This window comes from Arthrobacter sp. TS-15 (genome assembly GCF_006964045.1).
In the GTDB taxonomy this organism is placed as follows: Bacteria; Actinomycetota; Actinomycetes; order Actinomycetales; family Micrococcaceae; genus Arthrobacter.
Window position 1 is genome coordinate 1 of record NZ_SDXQ01000015.1, and the last position, 17458, is coordinate 17458.

At 62.6% G+C, this 17458-nt stretch carries 19 protein-coding genes; 11 read left to right on the plus strand and 8 right to left on the minus strand.

The genetic code is table 11. From position 1 onward, the window contains the following. Window positions 1-361: 361 nt before the first annotated feature. The 3 genes from EU811_RS06230 (at window position 362) to EU811_RS06240 (ending at window position 3909) form a co-directional block, all read left to right on the plus strand. Complete coding sequence (locus EU811_RS06230; RefSeq protein WP_142937627.1) at window positions 362-1714, plus strand: MFS transporter; 1353 nt, start codon at window positions 362-364, stop codon at window positions 1712-1714. Window positions 1715-1742: 28 nt separating this feature from the next. Further along, window positions 1743-2999 carry an aminopeptidase P family protein gene (locus tag EU811_RS06235; RefSeq protein ID WP_142937628.1) on the plus strand — a complete coding sequence of 419 codons (1257 nt, stop codon included), beginning with the start codon at window positions 1743-1745 and terminating at the stop codon, window positions 2997-2999. Window positions 3000-3093: 94 nt separating this feature from the next. Continuing rightward, the gene (locus tag EU811_RS06240) at window positions 3094-3909 is read left to right on the plus strand and encodes an IclR family transcriptional regulator (RefSeq protein ID WP_142937629.1); all 816 of its coding nucleotides are present in this window, start codon (window positions 3094-3096) and stop codon (window positions 3907-3909) included. Window positions 3910-4015: 106 nt separating this feature from the next. On the opposite strand, the gene EU811_RS06245 is transcribed toward EU811_RS06240, so the two are convergent. Next, on the minus strand, window positions 4016-4495 hold the full coding sequence (locus EU811_RS06245; RefSeq protein ID WP_142937630.1) for a DUF4383 domain-containing protein: 480 nt from the start codon (window positions 4493-4495) through the stop codon (window positions 4016-4018). A gap of 157 nt (window positions 4496-4652) precedes the next feature. Here EU811_RS06245 and EU811_RS06250 point away from each other — a divergent pair, with 157 nt between their 5' ends. The 3 genes from EU811_RS06250 to EU811_RS06260 all read left to right on the plus strand — a co-directional run bounded on the left by EU811_RS06250 (window position 4653) and on the right by EU811_RS06260 (window position 6565). After that, window positions 4653-5624 (plus strand): hypothetical protein, encoded by a 972-nt coding sequence (locus EU811_RS06250; RefSeq protein WP_142937631.1) that lies wholly within the window; start codon window positions 4653-4655, stop codon window positions 5622-5624. Between the two features lie 135 nt (window positions 5625-5759). Beyond that, entirely contained in the window at window positions 5760-6101 is a 342-nt protein-coding gene (locus tag EU811_RS06255) for an ArsR/SmtB family transcription factor (protein WP_187697089.1), read from the plus strand. Further along, window positions 6098-6565, plus strand: coding sequence for an SRPBCC family protein (locus tag EU811_RS06260; RefSeq protein WP_011776421.1), 468 nt, complete (start codon window positions 6098-6100; stop codon window positions 6563-6565). The genes EU811_RS06255 and EU811_RS06260 overlap by 4 nt, the downstream gene beginning before the upstream one ends. Window positions 6566-6576: 11 nt before the next feature. Here the strand turns inward: EU811_RS06260 and EU811_RS06265 are convergent, their stop codons facing one another. Further along, window positions 6577-7218: a LysE family translocator gene (locus EU811_RS06265; RefSeq protein WP_142937633.1), complete on the minus strand. Its 642-nt coding sequence runs from the start codon at window positions 7216-7218 to the stop codon at window positions 6577-6579. 103 nt (window positions 7219-7321) lie between these two features. Here EU811_RS06265 and EU811_RS06270 point away from each other — a divergent pair, with 103 nt between their 5' ends. Next, window positions 7322-7777, plus strand: a complete 456-nt coding sequence (locus EU811_RS06270; RefSeq protein ID WP_011776419.1) for an Lrp/AsnC family transcriptional regulator — start codon at window positions 7322-7324, stop codon at window positions 7775-7777. A 4-nt stretch (window positions 7778-7781) separates the two neighbouring features. On the opposite strand, the gene EU811_RS06275 is transcribed toward EU811_RS06270, so the two are convergent. Next, the gene (locus tag EU811_RS06275) at window positions 7782-8240 is read right to left on the minus strand and encodes an Lrp/AsnC family transcriptional regulator (RefSeq protein ID WP_024818488.1); all 459 of its coding nucleotides are present in this window, start codon (window positions 8238-8240) and stop codon (window positions 7782-7784) included. A gap of 324 nt (window positions 8241-8564) precedes the next feature. On the opposite strand from EU811_RS06275, the gene gluQRS reads away from it, so the two are divergent. Together gluQRS and EU811_RS06285 are read left to right on the plus strand one after the other, a co-directional pair. Beyond that, window positions 8565-9452 (plus strand): tRNA glutamyl-Q(34) synthetase GluQRS, encoded by an 888-nt coding sequence (gene gluQRS / locus EU811_RS06280; protein WP_142937634.1) that lies wholly within the window; start codon window positions 8565-8567, stop codon window positions 9450-9452. Between the two features lie 25 nt (window positions 9453-9477). Beyond that, complete coding sequence (locus tag EU811_RS06285; RefSeq protein WP_142937635.1) at window positions 9478-10596, plus strand: serine hydrolase domain-containing protein; 1119 nt, start codon at window positions 9478-9480, stop codon at window positions 10594-10596. Between the two features lie 14 nt (window positions 10597-10610). Here the strand turns inward: EU811_RS06285 and EU811_RS06290 are convergent, their stop codons facing one another. After that, the gene (locus tag EU811_RS06290; protein ID WP_142937636.1) at window positions 10611-11222 is read right to left on the minus strand and encodes a TetR/AcrR family transcriptional regulator; all 612 of its coding nucleotides are present in this window, start codon (window positions 11220-11222) and stop codon (window positions 10611-10613) included. Between the two features lie 103 nt (window positions 11223-11325). Here EU811_RS06290 and EU811_RS06295 point away from each other — a divergent pair, with 103 nt between their 5' ends. Beyond that, window positions 11326-12117: an SDR family NAD(P)-dependent oxidoreductase gene (locus EU811_RS06295; RefSeq protein ID WP_142937637.1), complete on the plus strand. Its 792-nt coding sequence runs from the start codon at window positions 11326-11328 to the stop codon at window positions 12115-12117. 110 nt (window positions 12118-12227) lie between these two features. Next, window positions 12228-12764, plus strand: a complete 537-nt coding sequence (locus EU811_RS06300) for an HD domain-containing protein (protein WP_142937638.1) — start codon at window positions 12228-12230, stop codon at window positions 12762-12764. Window positions 12765-12851: 87 nt separating this feature from the next. Here EU811_RS06300 and EU811_RS06305 read toward each other — a convergent pair whose 3' ends face one another. The 4 genes from EU811_RS06305 to EU811_RS06320 all read right to left on the minus strand — a co-directional run bounded on the left by EU811_RS06305 (window position 12852) and on the right by EU811_RS06320 (window position 17397). Continuing rightward, a complete protein-coding gene (locus EU811_RS06305) occupies window positions 12852-14096 on the minus strand; it encodes a low temperature requirement protein A (RefSeq protein WP_142937639.1) in 1245 nt (414 codons plus the stop codon). 133 nt (window positions 14097-14229) lie between these two features. Then, window positions 14230-15555 carry an ATP-binding protein gene (locus tag EU811_RS06310; RefSeq protein WP_142937640.1) on the minus strand — a complete coding sequence of 442 codons (1326 nt, stop codon included), beginning with the start codon at window positions 15553-15555 and terminating at the stop codon, window positions 14230-14232. A gap of 161 nt (window positions 15556-15716) precedes the next feature. Continuing rightward, a complete protein-coding gene (locus EU811_RS06315) occupies window positions 15717-16484 on the minus strand; it encodes an SDR family NAD(P)-dependent oxidoreductase (protein WP_142937641.1) in 768 nt (255 codons plus the stop codon). Between the two features lie 4 nt (window positions 16485-16488). Further along, window positions 16489-17397 (minus strand): fumarylacetoacetate hydrolase family protein, encoded by a 909-nt coding sequence (locus EU811_RS06320; protein ID WP_142937642.1) that lies wholly within the window; start codon window positions 17395-17397, stop codon window positions 16489-16491. Window positions 17398-17458 lie beyond the last annotated feature (61 nt).

Consider the following 17458-nt stretch of genomic DNA (forward strand, 5'->3'; position numbering starts at 1 on the left):
CCCGCGCCCAGCAACCCCTGGCCGCCTAACCAAAAGCAACAACGAGACCTGTCGCAAAAACTTGACGACCGCACTCTTCGCCCTAATGAGAGAGCGATCGAGTTTGGGGGGTGGGATGTGAGAGAACGATCGGGTTTTGGGGGTGGGATGTGAGAGAGCGTCGTTAGGAGCAACTGTGTTGGGTTCGATGCAACAGCCGCCTTTCATGCATCAGTCCACGCCACTCAGCTGTTTAGTCCGGTCGGCCAGAGTGAGCTGATGCTTATCCGTCACAACTAACCCTTGACCGTGGCGCCGCTCACACATATTCTGGTGCAACAGCGTTGCGCTGAATGCAACCCAAATCAATTTTGGTGGACACATGAGCAATGAATCATCTGTGGCAGCCGCTCCAGGCAGCCCCTCCCACATCTCCCACGCACCAGGTTCCCAACCGGAAGTCAGCAAGGACACTCGACGGCGAGTGGTCACCGCAAGCTTCATCGGGAACTTTGTTGAGTGGTTCGACTACGCCGTGTACGGATACCTGGCCGGCGTCATCTCTACTGTTTTCTTCCCCGAGTCAGACCGCCAGACGGCCCTGCTCGCAACCTTCGGCGTGTTTGCCATCAGCTTCTTCGTCCGGCCCTTGGGTGGTTTCATCTGGGGCCACATCGGGGACAAGCTGGGCCGCAAGCAAGCGCTGAGCCTGTCAATCGTCCTGATGTCCGTGGCGACGTTCTGCATCGCACTCATCCCCGGCTACGCCACGATCGGCGTGATGGCGCCCATCCTGCTCCTCCTGGTAAGAGTCGTCCAAGGCTTCTCCGCAGCCGGCGAGTACGCCGGGGCGTCTGCCTTCCTGGTGGAGTATGCGCCGGCGAATCGGCGCGGACTGTATGCCGCCGTCGTGCCTGCCAGTACCGCAGCGGGTCTGCTGCTGGGGTCCTTGCTGGCCGCCCTGCTGAGTTCAGTCCTGACCGCGGAGCAGCTCAACGAATGGGGTTGGCGATTGCCGTTCCTGTTGGCTGCGCCCATGGGATTGATCGGCCGGTATATCCGGACCAAGCTCGAGGACACGCCGGCTTTCCGTGAACTCGCCGCCAAGGACAATGCGGTCAAAGCCCCTGCCTTCGCCATGTTCAGGACGTACCGGAAGCAACTCATCATTGCCACGGGAGCAGTGTTGCTGAACGCTGTGGGCTTCTACGTGATCCTCAGCTACATGCCCACGTACTTGTCGGAGGAACTGGGCTTTGGGGCAACGGAATCATTCCTTGCCACCACCATCGCCTTGGCCAGCTACATCGGCTTCATCTTCCTGACCGGCATGGCGTCGGACAGGTTCGGCCGCAAGCGGATGCTCATCACGGCATCAGTGCTTTTCATGCTGCTGACGGTGCCGGCTTTCATGCTCCTGGATACCCGCAATTTCCTGGTGATCGTGCTGGTGCAGATACTCCTGGGCGGAATGCTGACCCTCAACGACGGAACCTTGCCGAGCTTCCTGGCCGAGCTCTTTCCTACGAAGGTCCGGTACACCGGATTCGCCGTCAGCTTCAATCTCTCCAATGCCCTGTTCGGCGGCACCGCGCCGTTCATGGCCACCCTTCTTATCGGCATGACCCACAACCAACTGGCTCCCGGTTGGTACCTCGTGGCTGCCGCTCTGGTTTCCCTCATCGCAGTCCTGTTCGCCACCGAGACTTCCAAAAAGCCTCTGCTGCAGGACTAGTACAACCCACCCATTGAAAGGAACAACCATGACCATCACCCAGAACGAGGCCGTCAACGATGTGGCCAAGCTCGAGCGCACCAAGGTCCTCAACAACGGCGAAAAAGTATCGCTGACCTTCTCCGACGCCGAGTTCGAGCGTCGCCTCTCCGGCCTCCGCCGCATCATGGCCGAGAAAGACCTCGACGCCGTCATCCTCACCAGCTACCACTCCATCAAGTACTACTCCGACTTCCTCTTCACCTACTTCGGCCGCTCCTACGGCATGGTGGTCACCAAGGATGACACGGTCACCATCACGGCAAATATCGACGCCGGGATGCCTTGGCGCCGCAGCTACGGCGAGAACCTGGTGTACACGGACTGGCGCCGTGACAACTACATCCACGCCATCCAGGAAGTCCTGCGCACCCGCGGCATCAACCCGCGCCGCATCGGCGTCGAAGATGACTCGCTGCCGCTGGACAACCGCAATAAGATCCAGGCCGCTTTCTCCGGAGCAGCGCTGGTTGACGTAGCCCAGGCAGCAATGCGTCAGCGCATGATCAAGTCGGACGAGGAAATCGCGGTCATCAAGCACGGCGCCCGGATCGGTGACCTGGGCGGCGAGGCCATCCGCAACGCCATCACGGCCGGGATCACCGAGTACGAGGTGGCTCTGATCGGTACCGAGGCCATGGTTCACGAGATTGCCCGGACCTTCCCGGACTCTGAAATCCGCGACACCTGGGTGTGGTTCCAGTCCGGCATCAACACAGATGGTGCACATAACTGGGCCACCACCCGCAAGATCCAGGAACACGACATCCTGTCCCTGAACTGTTTCCCCATGACCAGCGGCTACTACACGGCCCTGGAGCGCACCCTGTTCTACGGCGAACCGGACGCCCGCTCTCTGGAACTGTGGAACATCAACGTGGAGGTCCACAAGCGTGGTCTGGAGCTCATCAAGCCCGGTGCTGTGTGCAAGGACATCGCCGCCGAGCTCAACGAGATCTACGTCAGCCACGGCTTGTTGGCCAACCGGACCTTTGGCTACGGACACTCCTTCGGTGTGTTGAGCCACTACTACGGACGCGAGGCAGGCCTTGAACTCCGCGAGGACATTGACACCGTCCTGGAGCCGGGCATGGTGGTGTCCATGGAGCCGATGATCACGGTGCTGGACGGCCAGCAGGGTGCTGGCGGCTACCGCGAGCACGACATCCTGGTGGTGGGCGAAGACGGCGCGGAGAACATCACTAAGTTCCCGTTCGGCCCCGAGTACAACATCATCGGAGCCTAGTGACCCGGCCGGTGGACACAGCGTGGTGTCCACCGGCCGAATCCGGGTGGGGCCGTCCGCCGTCGAAATATCTCCAGCGAAATATAGTGAACCCATGACTCCCACCGAATCCAGCGACACTCTTGAGAACAGCAACAGCACTGGTGACAGCAAAAACACCTCGGTGATCGTCAACGCCATCGCCGTCTTGAGGAGCTTCACTGCTGACGAGCCGCTCCTGGGAGTCACCGAAATCGCCGGCCGCATTGGCCTGCACAAGAGCACCGTCTCCCGGATCCTCGCGACGCTGGAACAGGAGAATCTTGTAGAGCGCGACGTCGATTCGCGCAGGTTCCGCTTGGGGCTGGGCATGATCGCCATGGCGGGCCCCCTCCTGGCGGAACTCGAAGAGCGTCGCGTTGCCTACCCTGTGCTGCGCGAACTTACTGAGCGGACGGGTGAGACCAGCGCGTTGATGGTGTGGAACGGCAACGAGTCCATGTGTGTGGAGCAGATCCCCAGCCGTCACCAGGTCAAGCATCTCGCTCCGTTGGGTGCCCGCTACAACGAGGCCCTGAGTTCATCGGTGCAGGTCTTCCTTGCTTCGGAGAACGAGGACCGGGTGCGCCAGTTGCTGCGCAGCGGATCGATCACGCTGACCGGCGTGGACGAGGACGCGGTTGAGGCCTACTTGCTTCGCCTGAAGGAATCGATGGAGCGTGGCTGGGCAGTGAACTTCGGTGAGACATCCATCGAAGAAGTGGGCGTGGCCTCACCCGTGTACGACCACCGCGGCAACATGGTGGCCTCCGTCCTGATCCCAGCCCCGAAGTTCCGTGTTTCGCAGGACACCCTCAACAGTCTCGGCGAAGCCTGCGCCGCAGCAGCGGCCAAGGTGACCACGCGGTTGGGTGGACGTGCTCCGCGCTAAGCCGGGTACCGCCGTCGGGCCCTCAAGCGGTGGGTGCGAAAAAACGGCGGCCGTCCCGCTTAAGGGGACTGCCGCCGTCGTTATTCTGCAAGACGTGCGGAAGGGGCTACATCTTCCGTCGCGCTGTGGTTGTTTCGTCCATGGCGTCCCTACCGAGCCAGGCTCCCAGACCGATCATGGCAACGCCGAGGATCAGGTGCAGCCAGTTGTCAGCGGTGTTGAACGGGACAAAGTTGGCGCCTGTTTCCTGGTTGATGACCAGGCCATAGATCCAAAGAACGATGTACACGGCGCCGCCGCCCAAGAGGAACAGGCGGGCCATGCGTGCGTTCCTTGCCATGGCCAAGCCGGCCACGCCAAACAGCAGATGAACGATGTTGTGGAGTACGGACACTTGGAAGACTCCAAGCAGCATGGCGCCGGATTCATGTCCCGCAAAGGTCATGGCGCCGAAATTGGTGGTAATTCCCGGGATAAAGCCCAGGACGCCAACCAGCAGAAATACAATGCCAACGCCCATGGCGGTGTTGCGTAGCGTCAACCCCATCATGTGGTGGTGTTCGGCGGGGTGCGAAGCGGTGGTCATCAAGTCCTCCCTTTCACGCTGTTACCCGGCTCTTCTCATGGAGAGCCGACCTGCGGCAAGGGCTGTGGCAAAAACCTTGCCGACGCCGCCATAATACTCCTGAAATGCCTCCGATAGCAGGGGATGTGCCCAGTTCAGCGGCGGTTAGCATGGAATTATGAGCCAAGCTCCCAACGGACGCGTGCACACGATTTTCCACGACACCCGCGATCTCACTCCTTTCCGCGAGGGCTACGTCCGCACCTCTGTGCGGGGGCTCGCTGACGGCGTGAATGATGTGCTCTCCGGTGTCCTGAGCGGCCGCGATCATGCACGGTTGACGGTAGTCGGCAACGTACCGCGGCTGAGGATGTTGTCCTCCAAGACGGCGAAGGCCATGCACGAGGCCGTTTTCACCTCCACGGAGCCGGATCGGCTTCTGGCCTTCGGCCGCATGTATCCCGGGTGGGCGGGCCTGTGCCATGTGATGGCTGGGTTGCTCGCGTACAAACATGGCGGGTTTTTGAGGGCGTCCGAGCTTCTGCAACGCGGTTTAACAACAAGGATCGACGACGACGCCAGCCAGTTCTCGGCAATGTACCTTGGGCAGGTGGTCACCAAGGTTGAGGTGGCCGAACGGATTGAGGTTCCGGTCCTGTTCAGTGAGGAGTCCGTGTTTTTGGCGCTGTCCCATTGCCTTCGGGAAATGGGGATGACCGAGGCGGCGTTGGAAGCAGTGGTGACGTTGCCGCCGTCGTTGCCTTCGGCGTTGGCGCGCTGCACAGCGGCGTACTCGTTGGAACGGCACCGTGATGTGGTCCTGTGGACTGAGGGTTTGCTGAACACGGACGACCTCTCGGCGGCGCTTTTGCTGATCCGGGCGCGGTCGCAACGGGCCAGGGGTGACTTCGAGTCGGCTCAGGTGGCCCTCAAAGAAGTGCTCCGGCGTCGTAAGACCAATTTGGCGCTGAAGAATGATGCGTTGACTGACAGGGCCCTGCTCGCTCTTGACCAGGGCCGGCGGACGTTGACTCCGTGGTCCAAACGGCCGGCCCCGCCTGCGGAGCTGGAGACTTTGGAAGTGATCCGGAAGGATGCCGAGATGCGGCGTCTATGGGAGAACGACTTCAGGCAGCTGGGCGGCGAATAACAACCATTGTGCCTTCCCTGGGAAAGGCGTAATCTCTTAATCAATCAAACGGTTGATCAATTATTCAGTTGATCAAAGAGTTGATGATGAGAGGTTGATGCGGCAGTGGAGGAAGAAGCTCTGGACAGGGCCTTCATGGCTTTGGCGGATCCGGTGAGGCGGGCCATGGTGGCACGCCTGTCCCGGGGAGACGCCACCGTCAACGAGCTCGCTGAACCGTTCGCCATCACCAAGCAGGCGGTTTCCAAACATATACAAGTCCTGGAGCACGCAGGATTGGTAACCCGCTCACGCGACGCCCAGCGCAGGCCTGTCCACTTGGATGCTGCCGCCTTGGAGCGGCTGACCGCATGGATTGACCAGTACCGGCTGATCGCCGAGTCGCGCTTCCGGCAGCTGGACGAGCTGCTGGGTGCCGGTGACTCTCACCAACAACAAGAAAACAAACCAGCAAAGAAGAAAGAGGAACTGAAATGAGCAATCCAACAACAATCACCGCTGACCCTGGCGTCCCGTTCGTTGACACGGTCCGTGAATTCGATGCCCCGGTCAGTGCGGTCTTCAAAGCCCACGTTGACCCGGATCTCTTGGCTAAGTGGCTGGGCCCGCGCAGTACTCAAACGAAAATTACCGAGTACAACGCCACCACTGGCGGCAGCTGGCGCTACGAGAGCGGCGACGATAACGGAATGGCCGGATTCCGCGGCGTTTTCCACACGGTCGAACCCGACGCTTTGATCATCCAGACCGTCGAGTTCGAGGGCGCGCCCAACCAAGTGGTCATCAGCACCACCACTTTCGAAGATATCGATGGCAGGACGCGGATGTCCGCGCACGAGGTCTACCCCTCGGTTGAAGCAAGGGACATGGCTTTGGCTACCGGAATGGACTACGGCGTGATCGAAGGATACGAGCGCCTGGATGAGCTGCTTGCGGCCTAGCGGCGTGCCGGCTATATCTGCTGCAGAAGCGGAAGGAGTTGCTCGGATAGCAGCACTGTCCCCAGCCCGATCATGATAATTCCGCTGATCAGGGTCACAACGCGGGCGGCTCCGGGCCGGGAAGCCAGCAGCTTCCTGGAGGTCAATGCGACGGCGGTGTACACCATCCCGGCCAGGATCACGAAAGTCAGGCCCAGCAAGCCGGACTGGACCGGAACCGGCAGTGCCGCCTCGGGGCTGACGAACTGTGGCACCAGCGCCACGAAGAAGAGCAGGCCTTTGGGATTTATACCGCTGGTGCCCATGCCCTGAAGGAAGGTGCGGAGCTGGTTTCCAGACTGCACGACGCCGCCTTCCGCACTGAAGCTCGCGCCTCGCCACGAGCGGATGGTAGCCACGCCGAGCCACAGCAGGTACGCGGCTCCTGCGATGGTCAGCCACCCCAGTAGTCCCGGAACTCCAGCAAGCAGGGCCGCCAGCCCAGCCGCCATCAGCAAGGTATGGATCACATACCCGCTGCACAGGCCGGCGACGGCGGGGACGAAGCTGCGTTGCTTGAGTCCGGCCGAAATCGAGTAAGCCCAGTCGACGCCGGGCGTGCACGCCAAGCTGACGGCGACGATCATGAAGGCCATAAACAGCTGCGGGTTCACGTTTTCTCTCCAGGGCTAGGTGGTAGGAAAACTCTAGGGAAAAACCGGCCATAAGTGTTCCTCTTTTTAGCCCGCCAACCGCCGTTCCCGGTAAGATTATTGCGTGATTGACGGGATCGATAGAAGTATTTTGCGCCACCTCCAAGACGACGGCCGGATGACTGCCACAGCCCTTGCTTCGAAGGTGGGTTTGACGGTGGCTCCCTGTCACCGGCGGCTCCGCGATTTGGAATCCTCGGGGGTGATCCGCGGCTACCGCGCAGACATCGACCCTGCCGCAGTGGGCCTGGGTTTCGAAGCGATTGTTTTTGTGACCCTCAAGCAGGTGGAACGCACCATCATGGCGGAGTTTGAAGAGCGCGTCACCGCCAGTCCCAACATCGTGGAGGCGCAGCGGCTCTTCGGGTCGCCTGACTATCTGCTGAAGGTCATTGCCGCGGACCTCCCCGCGTATCAGCGGTTCTACGACGACGAACTGGCGGCCCTTCCCGCGGTTGAACGGCTGACCTCAACGCTGGTGATGAAGAACCTGAAAACCAACATCGGACCCCCGGTCTAAGGCCCTACTCCGCGAGCAAGCCAGTGGTCCGGTAGGGGATCACTTCCCGGAGGAACATGCTGGTTGATGTGCGCACTATCCCGGGGCACAGGCGAATCTCTTCGGATACCCGGTAAAGATCGTCCGGACTCTTGGCCACCACTCTGATGATGAGGTCGGTATCTCCAGCGGGGGCGTGGCATTCAAGGACTTCGGGTATTTCCCGCAGGGCAGCGATGGCCTCATTCAGGTGACTTTGATCGAGTTCTGCACTCACGGCGGCTGCCACGCCACGGCCTAGAGCCGAGGGCAGGACGCGGCTGCTGTTGGGGCGGAGGGCGCCGGACGCCGTCATTCGCTCCAGGCGTGACTGAACTGTTCCGCGAGCGAGGTGCAACTTCTGGGCCAACACCATGATGGGCACGCGGGGATCTTCATCCAAAGCGGCGAGGATCCGGCGGTCCGTGGCGTCGAGTTCCTGCAAAGTGACCACTCCCTGACTAAGTTTTCACGTAAGACTGGTCAGATCGACTAATCGTTCTGATGTCCGTTGCACCAACTGTATGTCTTCTGCTCAAATGATGACAACGAAGCAGGACGAGGCTACCGCCAAAACCCGCAGGCACCAGGACCCCGGAACACCACCCGGAGCCCTGCACAGGTTTCCCGCAAGGAAGCAGCCGCTGATTGACTCTTGTTCACAGCATTGTCATTCTGCACCCGCCCCTTCACCCGGGCGTCACAGCAAGAGCCCCTGAGCTACCGGATCGTTGCGGTAGCTGAGGGGCTCTTGTGGTTGGCTTGGATCATGACTTCCGCTGGCCGCTTCGCCCCGAGCCCCTCCGGCGAACTGCACGTCGGCAACCTTCGCACCGCAATTCTCGCCTGGCTATTCGCCAAGTCCAGCGGCCGGGATTTCCTGCTGCGCGTCGAGGATCTGGACCGCGCCCGCTCCGGTGCCGAGGCTGAGCAGCTCCGCGACCTGCAGGCCGTCGGCGTCAGGTGGGACGCCGCCGTCGTGCGCCAGACCGAGCGCGCGGAACTGTATGACCACGCAATCGAGCGGCTGACTGCCGAAGGCCGGACCTATGAGTGTTTCTGCACGCGGCGCGAGATCCAGGAAGCGCCGTCAGCGCCGCATGCCCCGCAAGGCGCCTACCCCGGGACGTGCCGGCGGCTTTCGACGGCTGAGCGCGAGATCCGGCGATCGACGCGCCCGGCATCCATCCGCCTGCGGTCCGACGTTACAGAGTGGGCTGTTGAGGACCAGTTGCACGGCACCTACCTGGGAGTGGTGGATGACTTTGTGCTTCGCCGGAACGACGGCGTCACCGCCTACAACCTCGCGGTAGTTGTTGACGATGCTGCCCAAGGAATTGACCAGGTGGTGCGCGGCGATGACCTCCTCCCGTCCACCCCGCGGCAGGCCTACCTGGCGACGCTGCTGGGGCTGCAGGTCCCTGAATACGCCCACGTTCCGCTGGTGGTGAATCACGACGGCGTCAGGCTGGCAAAGCGCGACGGTGCCGTGACGCTGGGCGACCTCGCCGCCGTCGGAATTCCCGCCCAACGCGTGCGTGACCTGATCCTTGGGTCCCTGGATTTGCCTGCCGGAAGCGTCCAGGATGCGCTCCAGCACTTCACCCCGCAAAATGTGCCAAAAACGCCTTGGGTGTGGAAAACTCCCCAGGCCTGAATCGGCCGCCGCGTAGGCTGTCTGAATGCAGTCACAGCTGATCGCCCCAGGTTTCGAACCCGTCGCCGAGCTCTTTGGCCGTTTTCTCGAGCAGGATCCTGACTATTCTGCGCAAGTGGCGGCGTACCATCGCGGCGTCAAGGTGCTGGACCTCAGCGGCGGCCCGCACATCCGCCCTGATTCCGTCACGGGCGTCTTCTCGTGTTCCAAAGGCATGGCCGGCCTGGTCATCGCGTTGCTCGTCCAGGACGGCCAGTTGGATCTTGAAGCCGAAGTGGTCAAGTACTGGCCCGAGTTCGGCGCTGAGGGCAAGTCCTCAGTGACGGTGGCGCAGCTACTTTCGCATCAGGCCGGGCTCCTTGGACTGGAAGGTGGCCTGACCCTCCACGAGGTCAACAACTCAGAGCTCGCAGCCGCTAAGCTCGCACAGCTGCCGCCCCTGTGGAAGCCCGGCGCGGCATTCGGATATCACGCGCTGACCATTGGCATCTTCATGGAAGAGCTGTGCCGGCGCATCACCGGTTCCACGCTGCAGCAGGTTTTCGAGCAGCGCATCCGCGCAGTCACGGGCGCGCATTTCTACCTTGGCCTCCCGGAGTCCCAGGAAGCCCGCTTTGCACCTTTCCGTTGGGCGGCCGACCCGTCGTGGCCATGGGTGGACCCGGCCAGTCACTTCGGCCTGGCTGCCAACTCGGCAGTCGGTGACATCCTGGACCTGCCCAACATCCGTGAAGTCAGGGCCGCGGGGCTCAGCTCAGCGGCCGGCGTGGCCAGCGCGGAAGGCATGGCGAGGATCTATGCTGCGGCGCTGACCGGGCTGGAAGGCGAAGCCGCCACCCCACCTCTCCTGACAGAGGAGACCATCCGGAGCGTTTCCGCTGAGCAGGTCTTCGGGATCGACCGCGTGTTTGGCGAGACGGGCTGCTTCGGCACCGTTTTCATGAAATCCCATACGCGGATGCCGTTCGGCAGCTACCGTGCGTTCGGGCACGACGGCGCCAGCGCATCTCTGGGGTTCGCGGACCCTGTGTATGAACTCGGCTTTGGGTACGTGCCGCAGACGGCCGAGCCCGGGGGAGTGGGCTGCCGCAACTTCCTCCTGAGCTCGGCGGTGCGGGAAGTGATTGCCGGGATCGCGGCTTAGTGGACTTGCGAGGCTTAGTTGACTTGCGCGGCCGGGACTCCGGCCGTCATTCCTGCCCATAAAGTGTCCGTGGTGGCAATGACCACGTCTTCCACTGAATTTCCGTCCAACTGCCCGCCAGCCGCGAGAAGGGCTGTGCCATGGAGGCTGACGAAGCACACCATAGCCAGTGTCTCGGGGTTGCCGGGAGCCAGGACGCCGGCCTCCTGCGCTTCAGCGATCATGGCCTGGGCGAGGTGTATGCCTTGGGCGCCGGTGCTTCGAAGTTCATCGCTGGAATCGGGGTGGTGCTTGGTGGAGTACATCACCGTCAGCAGTGCGGGGTGCTCAACGGCGAAGTCGACGTACGCCTTCCCAACGCTGACGAAACGTCCCCGGAGGTTTTCATAGGACTGGGCGGCATCCCGAATGCGGCGGTTCATCGACTCAAAGCCGGCCATGGCCACGGCGTCGATCAGGGCCTGCTTGTCGCGGAAGTGTTTGGCCGGGGCTCCGTGGCTGACGTTCACGTCGCGGGCCAGCTGCCGCAGGGAGAGTCCGTCCACGCCAGCTTCTTCGATGGTTTCCATGGCACGCTCCAAAAGTGCTTCCCGGAGTTTGCCGTGGTGGTAGGGCTGGTCAGTCATGGGTCAAGTCTAGGCCAATGTAGTCATTGACAACAATGTAGACACTGCCTACCATGTAGACAGCGACTACATTAGTCTTCGACTCAACCGACGGGATTCAGCCATGACCATGACCTACGCAGGTACCACCGCACTCATCACCGGTGCCAGCTCCGGACTCGGCGCCGAATTCGCCGGGCAATTTGCTGCCCGGGGTTCCAACCTCGTCCTAGTGGCCAGGCGCGCAGACCGTCTTGAGGAGTTGGCCCAGGACCTGCGCTCCCGGCACGGTATCACCGTCACTGTGCTCCCCATGGACCTCGGCCGGGCAGGAGTTGGACGCGAGCTCCTCGGCGAACTGTCCGGCCGCGGAATCACCGTGGACACGTTGATCAACAACGCGGGTTTCGGTACCCATGGTCCGTTGGTGGAGGAGGACCCGGACACCATTGCGTCCGAGATCTCCTTGAATGTGGCCGCCCTCGTGGACATTACCCGTGCCCTCCTGCCCGGACTGCTCGCCTCGGGGAAGGGTGCCCTGTTGAATGTTGCAAGCACGGCCGCTTTCCAGCCCATTCCCGGCATGGCCGTTTACGGCGCCACCAAGGCCTTCGTCCTGAGCTTCACCGAAGCCGTTGCCCACGAAACCAAGAGCTCCGGACTCAACGTTCTGGCCCTTTGCCCCGGAGCGACGCGCACCGAGTTCTTCGACGTGCTGGGCGGCGAGTCGGCGGCGGTTGGCAAGATGCAGACCTCGGCCCAAGTTGTGGGAACTGCGCTCAAGGCCCTCGATCGCAAGGACACGCCCGGCAGCGTGGTTTCGGGCTTGGCTAACCGCGTTGCGGCAGGTTTCGCTCAGCGTTTGCCCAGGGCCATCACCGTTGCCATTGCAGCCCGCGCAGTTCAAGACTGGTAGAGCGGGCAGAGCCGGTAGACCGGGTAGCTCGGTGTTTCGGGGCCCGAACAGCGGATAGCCTGAAGGGAAGGACCGATCCCCGTCGGTCCCTCTTCAAGCCGGAGGCCAGCATGACCGAACCACGCTTTACCGTAGAGACAGCCCAGGTTTTGGCCGAGGTGGCTCACAACCGGCAGAAGGACAAGCTCAAACGGCCGTATCGGGAGCACGTTCTGGCCGTGGGCGACGCGCTCGCCGACTTCGATGAAGATATCCAGATCGCCGGATACCTTCATGACATCGCCGAAGATACCCCTATCACCCGGCAGGCCCTGCTCGAAATGGGGGTGTCCGAGCGTGCGGTAGACATCATCGAACGTGTCACCCGCCGCTTCCACGAGGACCCGGATGATTACGACGCCGGTATCCGTTTCGTAGCGGAGGACCACGACGCAACGTTGGTGAAGATCGCGGACAACGCCCACAACTCCCTGCCCGAGAGGGTCAAAGCACTTGCCGAAAAGTGGCCGGATAAGCCGCCGGTAACGCGTTACGCCGACGCCCGCCCTGTGCTGTACGCGGCCGTTCCACGCGAAGAGGTCCGGATGATTCTGGAGCGAATCAACCCGTACTTGCTGAAGGAACTGGACGAGATCGTCCCCGAGTAACCCCAATCCACCCGTTGTGGGGCCTACTCTGCATGGTTTCGAGGCGATATTGCGTGCAGAGCGGGCCTCGCAACGCACTGAAATGCCCTAGCCAGCGGCGGATTCGAGCCGACGGAGTGCTGCCGCCCTGCCTTTGTGCCCGCGCCGTTCGTCGTACGCAATGGACAGGCCCAGCACCAGCATCATTGCCAGCATGCAGATGGGGACGGATGCACCGGCCGCGGCCAGGGCAATACTGGACGCCAGACCCAGGACCACCAGCGCGGAACTCCAGATGAGGTCGCGATCCGGACCCAGCATGATGCAGTAAAGGGTGGTGAGTGAGGCCTTGAAGAGGATCACCGGGATGGCGATGGAGGCCACGGCAGCAGCCGCCGGGATGTGTGTCTCGTGATCGATGAAGTACGCAGCGACGTGGAGTCCCGCGCCTGTAGCCGCAATGGCTGCGAAGACCGGCATGTGCCCATAGCCAAACACCCATGAGCGATGCCGCTGGACGTGAAGTGCAGGGCCTGATGGCAGGATGAAGTAGATCCACCACATGGCGAAGGCCAGCCCGGTTCCACTCAAGCCCACCAAGGCGGCGTCCATGGACCAACTGTGTGTGGCAACGATTGCCCGCAGGGTTTCAATGGCGCCAATCAAACATTCACCCAGGGCGATGATGGCAAGCAGGCCGTATCTTTCAGCAATGTGGTGAGCATGCCAGGGCGTACGGATCTTGCGTTCTGCGAAGTACGGTGTCGCCATCTCCAGGACAAACAAAGGGGCCGCCAGGAGGAACGTGGTGAGCACATCCGTCTCAATCACCAAGGCGATGACCCAGCCAACTTGCACGATTGCCAGATACTTCGCGTAACGGAGGCATGTCTCGCGGCGTTCCGGGTCTTGGCGGGCAGCGCGCAGCCACTGGAAGATCAAAGCTACGCGCATGATGATGTAACCGATGAGGATGGCCACGTTGTTGACATGATCCCCTTCCACAATCGAGTGGAACATCGGCTCAATGCCCATGGCCAGGATGAGGACGCCAACCATCTGGATCATGGTGACCACCCTGAACACCCAGTCATCGGTGTCGTAGGCGCTGGCGAACCACGTGAAGTTGATCCAAGCCCAGATCACCGCGAACATAGCGAAGCTAAAGCCCAAAAGGCCCGCCCCGAAATGCGCTTCGGCCACCGCGTGCGCGAACTGGCTGCCGGCAACACCGAAGGCAATAACAAAGGTCAGGTCGAAGAACAGCTCAAGCGGGGTGGCGGTGCGGTGTTTTTCGTGGGGATCGCGGCCGCCCATGCGGGAGAGCGCATGGCGAAGGGGATTCGAGGACATGGCTCAAAGATTACCGCCACCCATGGGCCCCTCGCCGAGATCGCTGGAATGCGTCCAGATCGCCGGATAGACCCGGCGATCTCACACCATTCCGGCGGCCCGGCAGCGTTCCGGCGATCTCGCCGGCAGAAACCTACACCCGCCCCAGCACGTCGATGTCTTCCAGGAAGTCCTGATGCACCTCGGGGCTCACGGTGGTCCGGGTATCCGCAATCGCGTCGAGGTAGTCCTGCGTCTCGGGTCCCTTGCGCCCGGTGGACCCGGCCCCGGACGCAAGGCCGGCTGAACCGCCCGAGGCAGCATCGTCGTCGTACACTGCTTTTTCCAAAGCCCGCTGGGAGGCGCTGCGCGCAGCGAACTCGATGTCCGCCGGTGAGAAGCCTTCGGTTCGGTCCACCAGCTGGGCAATATCGACTGAGTCCACCACGGCTGCGGGGATGAACCGCTGCCACATGGCCTCGCGGGCATGGACGTCCGGGAGCCCGATGGGAATGACGTAATCGAACCGGCCGTGGCGCAGGAACGCGGTGTCCAGGGCGCGGATGAAGTTGGTAGCGCACACCAGCAGCCGGCCGGGTTGTTCGCGGAAAGCCGGGATGATTTTGAGGAGTTCGTTGGTGACGCCCTGCAATGGCGACGGCGGATCGCCGGCGCGCTGCGACGCGATCTCCTCCACTTCGTCGATGAACACCACGGCGTGTTCCAGTTCGGCAATTTCCAGGAACGTCTCGCGCAGAGCACCGGCCAGGCCCTTGGGATCGGAGGCGAGGCGGGACGGGAACACCTCCACAAACGGCCACTCAAGCCGGGACGCAATGGCTTTTGCGAACGTGGTTTTGCCGGTGCCTGGAGGACCGAAAAGTACCACGGCCCGGGGCGGAACAACGCCGTATTCATCGGCCAGATCAGCCTCAGCCAATGGCAGAACCAGTCGGCGTTCCAGGAGTTCCTTCTCTCGGCGCATGCCGGCCACATTCTCCCAGAGATCCCGGGCAAGGATGCGCCCGCCCAAGAGCCCCAATGCCCCGAGTTCCTGCCGCTGCACGGGGATGGTCCGCTCGAAGTAGCGCAGGTTCTTCTTCACCACAAAGCCGCGGCCCAGGAATGCTTCCACCCGCGTTTCCGTTTCCGGCATCAGCGCGGAGAGTTTGTTGAGCCCGTGCGGGGCCATGCGGTTCTCGACGGCGGAGAGCAGTGAGGTGCCGATCCCGCGTCCGCGGAACTCCGTCAGCGTTGCCAGGAAAACGATCCAGCCTTGGTCGTGGGCCGCGCGTCCGACGGCGGCTCCCACCACCTGCTCACCCTGCACCGCCACCACGGCATGGTCCTTTTCGCAGGACGCCAGAACCTCGGACAGTGCGTATACGGGTTCCACGCCGTCGGCTTTGAGTGACTCCCAGAGGTGCAGGATGCCGTCCAAATCGGACGAGTGGAAGTCCCTGATGCGCCAGTTGCTCATGGCTGTATCTCCTGAGTCTGCTAAGTGAGTCGCCGTTGATCTCTTGGAGTTGAGCATAGGCGAATCACCGCTGCCGGAGGTTGCGGGCCCGTTGCGTTACGAAGCAACGCGCGACGGCGGCCTGTCGGCGCGCGCGTTCGCTCCGGCGTCGTACCACCCACCTAAGATGACTGAACCGGCCGCAGCCGCAGGCCCTGCATGCCGCCGTCGACCGCCAGTGAGGTCCCCGACGTCGAACCGGACAGCGGGCTCGCCAGGTAAGCGACGGCACCGGCCACCTCAGCAGGGTCCACCATCCGGCCGTGCGGTTGGCGGGCGTTGAGGGCGGCGCGCTCGCCGGCGGGGTCAGCGGCTGAATCGAGCAACCGGCCAACCCACGGGGTGTCTACGGTGCCGGGGTTCACACAGTTCACGCGGATGCCCTCCCGGACGTGATCCGCGGCCATGGCGAGCGTCAGCGACAAGACGGCGCCCTTCGACGCCGAGTACAGGGCTCGCTGCGGGAGTCCGGCCGTCGCTGCGATGGAACAGGTGTTCACGATCGCCGCCGCCGGGGATTCGCGCAGATACGGCAGGGCTGCCCTGCTGACGCGCGCGATTCCCACCACGTTGACGTTTAGGACACGCAACCACTCGTCGTCGTCATTCGCGGCAATGTCACCTTGCGCGCCGATGCCGGCGTTGTTGATCACGATGTCCAGGCGGCCGAACTGCTGTACAACGCGCTCGACGGCGGCACGCACCGAGCCGTCGTCGGCGACGTTGCACTGCACTCCAAAGTGCGGGCTGGTTTCGGGGGCCAGGTCCAGGACCGCCACCTGCGCGCCCCCTGCCGCCAGGCGGTCCGCGATGGCTGCCCCGATGCCCGAGGCGCCGCCGGTAACGAGTGCTGTGAGGCCTTCGAAGTCGTTGCCCACCGAGGTTGCCATGGCCTTAGGCGTAGATGTGGGTGGTCGCGCCGGACTGCGCGCCGGCCTGCGCACGGAAATACTCCTGGCGCTGGCGTCCGAGTCCTTCAATTTCCAGTTCCACCGCGTCGCCGGGCTGGATGAAGGGGAAACGGCCGGACAGTGCCACACCCTCCGGCGTGCCCGTGATGATCACGTCGCCCGGCTCCAGGACCATGTACTGGCTGAGGTGGTGCACGATCGCTGCGGGGTGGAAGATCATGTCCGAGGTGCTGGAATCCTGGCGGGCCTCACCGTTGACCAGGGTCTGCAGGCGGAGGTTGCCGGCATCGATGTCCGAGGCTGGAACCAGCCACGGGCCCAGGGGAGTGGAGCCGGGAAGGGATTTGCCTTTGGTCCACTGTCCTGCGGCGCCGGGGATTTGGTAGTCGCGCTCCGAGAGGTCGTTGGCCACGGCGTAGCCGGCGATGCATGCTTCGGCGTCGGATAGGGAGGAAAGGTATGACGCTTCCTTGCCGATCACGATTGCCAGTTCCACTTCCCAGTCGTACTTTTCCGACGACGGCGGGATGGGGGCGGCGTCGAACGGCCCGGCGATGGTGTTGGTGGGCTTGAGGAAAACTACGGGAACCTCGGGCGGCGTAGCACCGGATTCGGCAGCATGCGCGGTGTAATTGAGGCCGATGGCGACGACGGCGCCCGGGCGGGCAATGGGTGCACCGATGCGCAGGCCCTCCGCTGAGATCTGGGGAAGTTCCCCATTGTTCAGGGCTTCGCGGGTGCGTTCGATGCCGTCCGAGGCGAGGAAACCGCCGTCGATGTCTTGGGTCAGGGCCGTAAGGCTGAAGTACTTTTCAACACCGGCGGCGTCCTGGGCGATGACGGCCGGTTGTTCGTTTCCGGCCGTACCCAGCCTGGCGAATTTCAAGGTCATGGCTTCCTCCGTGCGTTCGGGACTAACATCCGAACTCTAGTGTGGTGTTGTTACCCATAAT

Bases quoted from the DNA above. Each gene is read 5' to 3' on its own strand.
- EU811_RS06295 (WP_142937637.1), top strand. From the start codon at position 11,326: ATGACCATGACCTACGCAGGTACCACCGCACTCATCACCGGTGCCAGC.
- EU811_RS06250 (WP_142937631.1), top strand. From the start codon at position 4,653: ATGAGCCAAGCTCCCAACGGACGCGTGCACACGATTTTCCACGACACC.
- EU811_RS06300 (WP_142937638.1), top strand. From the start codon at position 12,228: ATGACCGAACCACGCTTTACCGTAGAGACAGCCCAGGTTTTGGCCGAG.
- EU811_RS06240 (WP_142937629.1), top strand. From the start codon at position 3,094: ATGACTCCCACCGAATCCAGCGACACTCTTGAGAACAGCAACAGCACT.
- EU811_RS06305 (WP_142937639.1), bottom strand. From the start codon at position 14,096: ATGTCCTCGAATCCCCTTCGCCATGCGCTCTCCCGCATGGGCGGCCGC.
- EU811_RS06285 (WP_142937635.1), top strand. From the start codon at position 9,478: ATGCAGTCACAGCTGATCGCCCCAGGTTTCGAACCCGTCGCCGAGCTC.
- EU811_RS06260 (WP_011776421.1), top strand. From the start codon at position 6,098: ATGAGCAATCCAACAACAATCACCGCTGACCCTGGCGTCCCGTTCGTT.
- EU811_RS06255 (WP_187697089.1), top strand. From the start codon at position 5,760: ATGGCTTTGGCGGATCCGGTGAGGCGGGCCATGGTGGCACGCCTGTCC.
- gluQRS (WP_142937634.1), top strand. From the start codon at position 8,565: ATGACTTCCGCTGGCCGCTTCGCCCCGAGCCCCTCCGGCGAACTGCAC.
- EU811_RS06310 (WP_142937640.1), bottom strand. From the start codon at position 15,555: ATGAGCAACTGGCGCATCAGGGACTTCCACTCGTCCGATTTGGACGGC.
- EU811_RS06315 (WP_142937641.1), bottom strand. From the start codon at position 16,484: ATGGCAACCTCGGTGGGCAACGACTTCGAAGGCCTCACAGCACTCGTT.
- EU811_RS06245 (WP_142937630.1), bottom strand. From the start codon at position 4,495: ATGACCACCGCTTCGCACCCCGCCGAACACCACCACATGATGGGGTTG.
- EU811_RS06230 (WP_142937627.1), top strand. From the start codon at position 362: ATGAGCAATGAATCATCTGTGGCAGCCGCTCCAGGCAGCCCCTCCCAC.
- EU811_RS06320 (WP_142937642.1), bottom strand. From the start codon at position 17,397: ATGACCTTGAAATTCGCCAGGCTGGGTACGGCCGGAAACGAACAACCG.
- EU811_RS06235 (WP_142937628.1), top strand. From the start codon at position 1,743: ATGACCATCACCCAGAACGAGGCCGTCAACGATGTGGCCAAGCTCGAG.
- EU811_RS06290 (WP_142937636.1), bottom strand. From the start codon at position 11,222: ATGACTGACCAGCCCTACCACCACGGCAAACTCCGGGAAGCACTTTTG.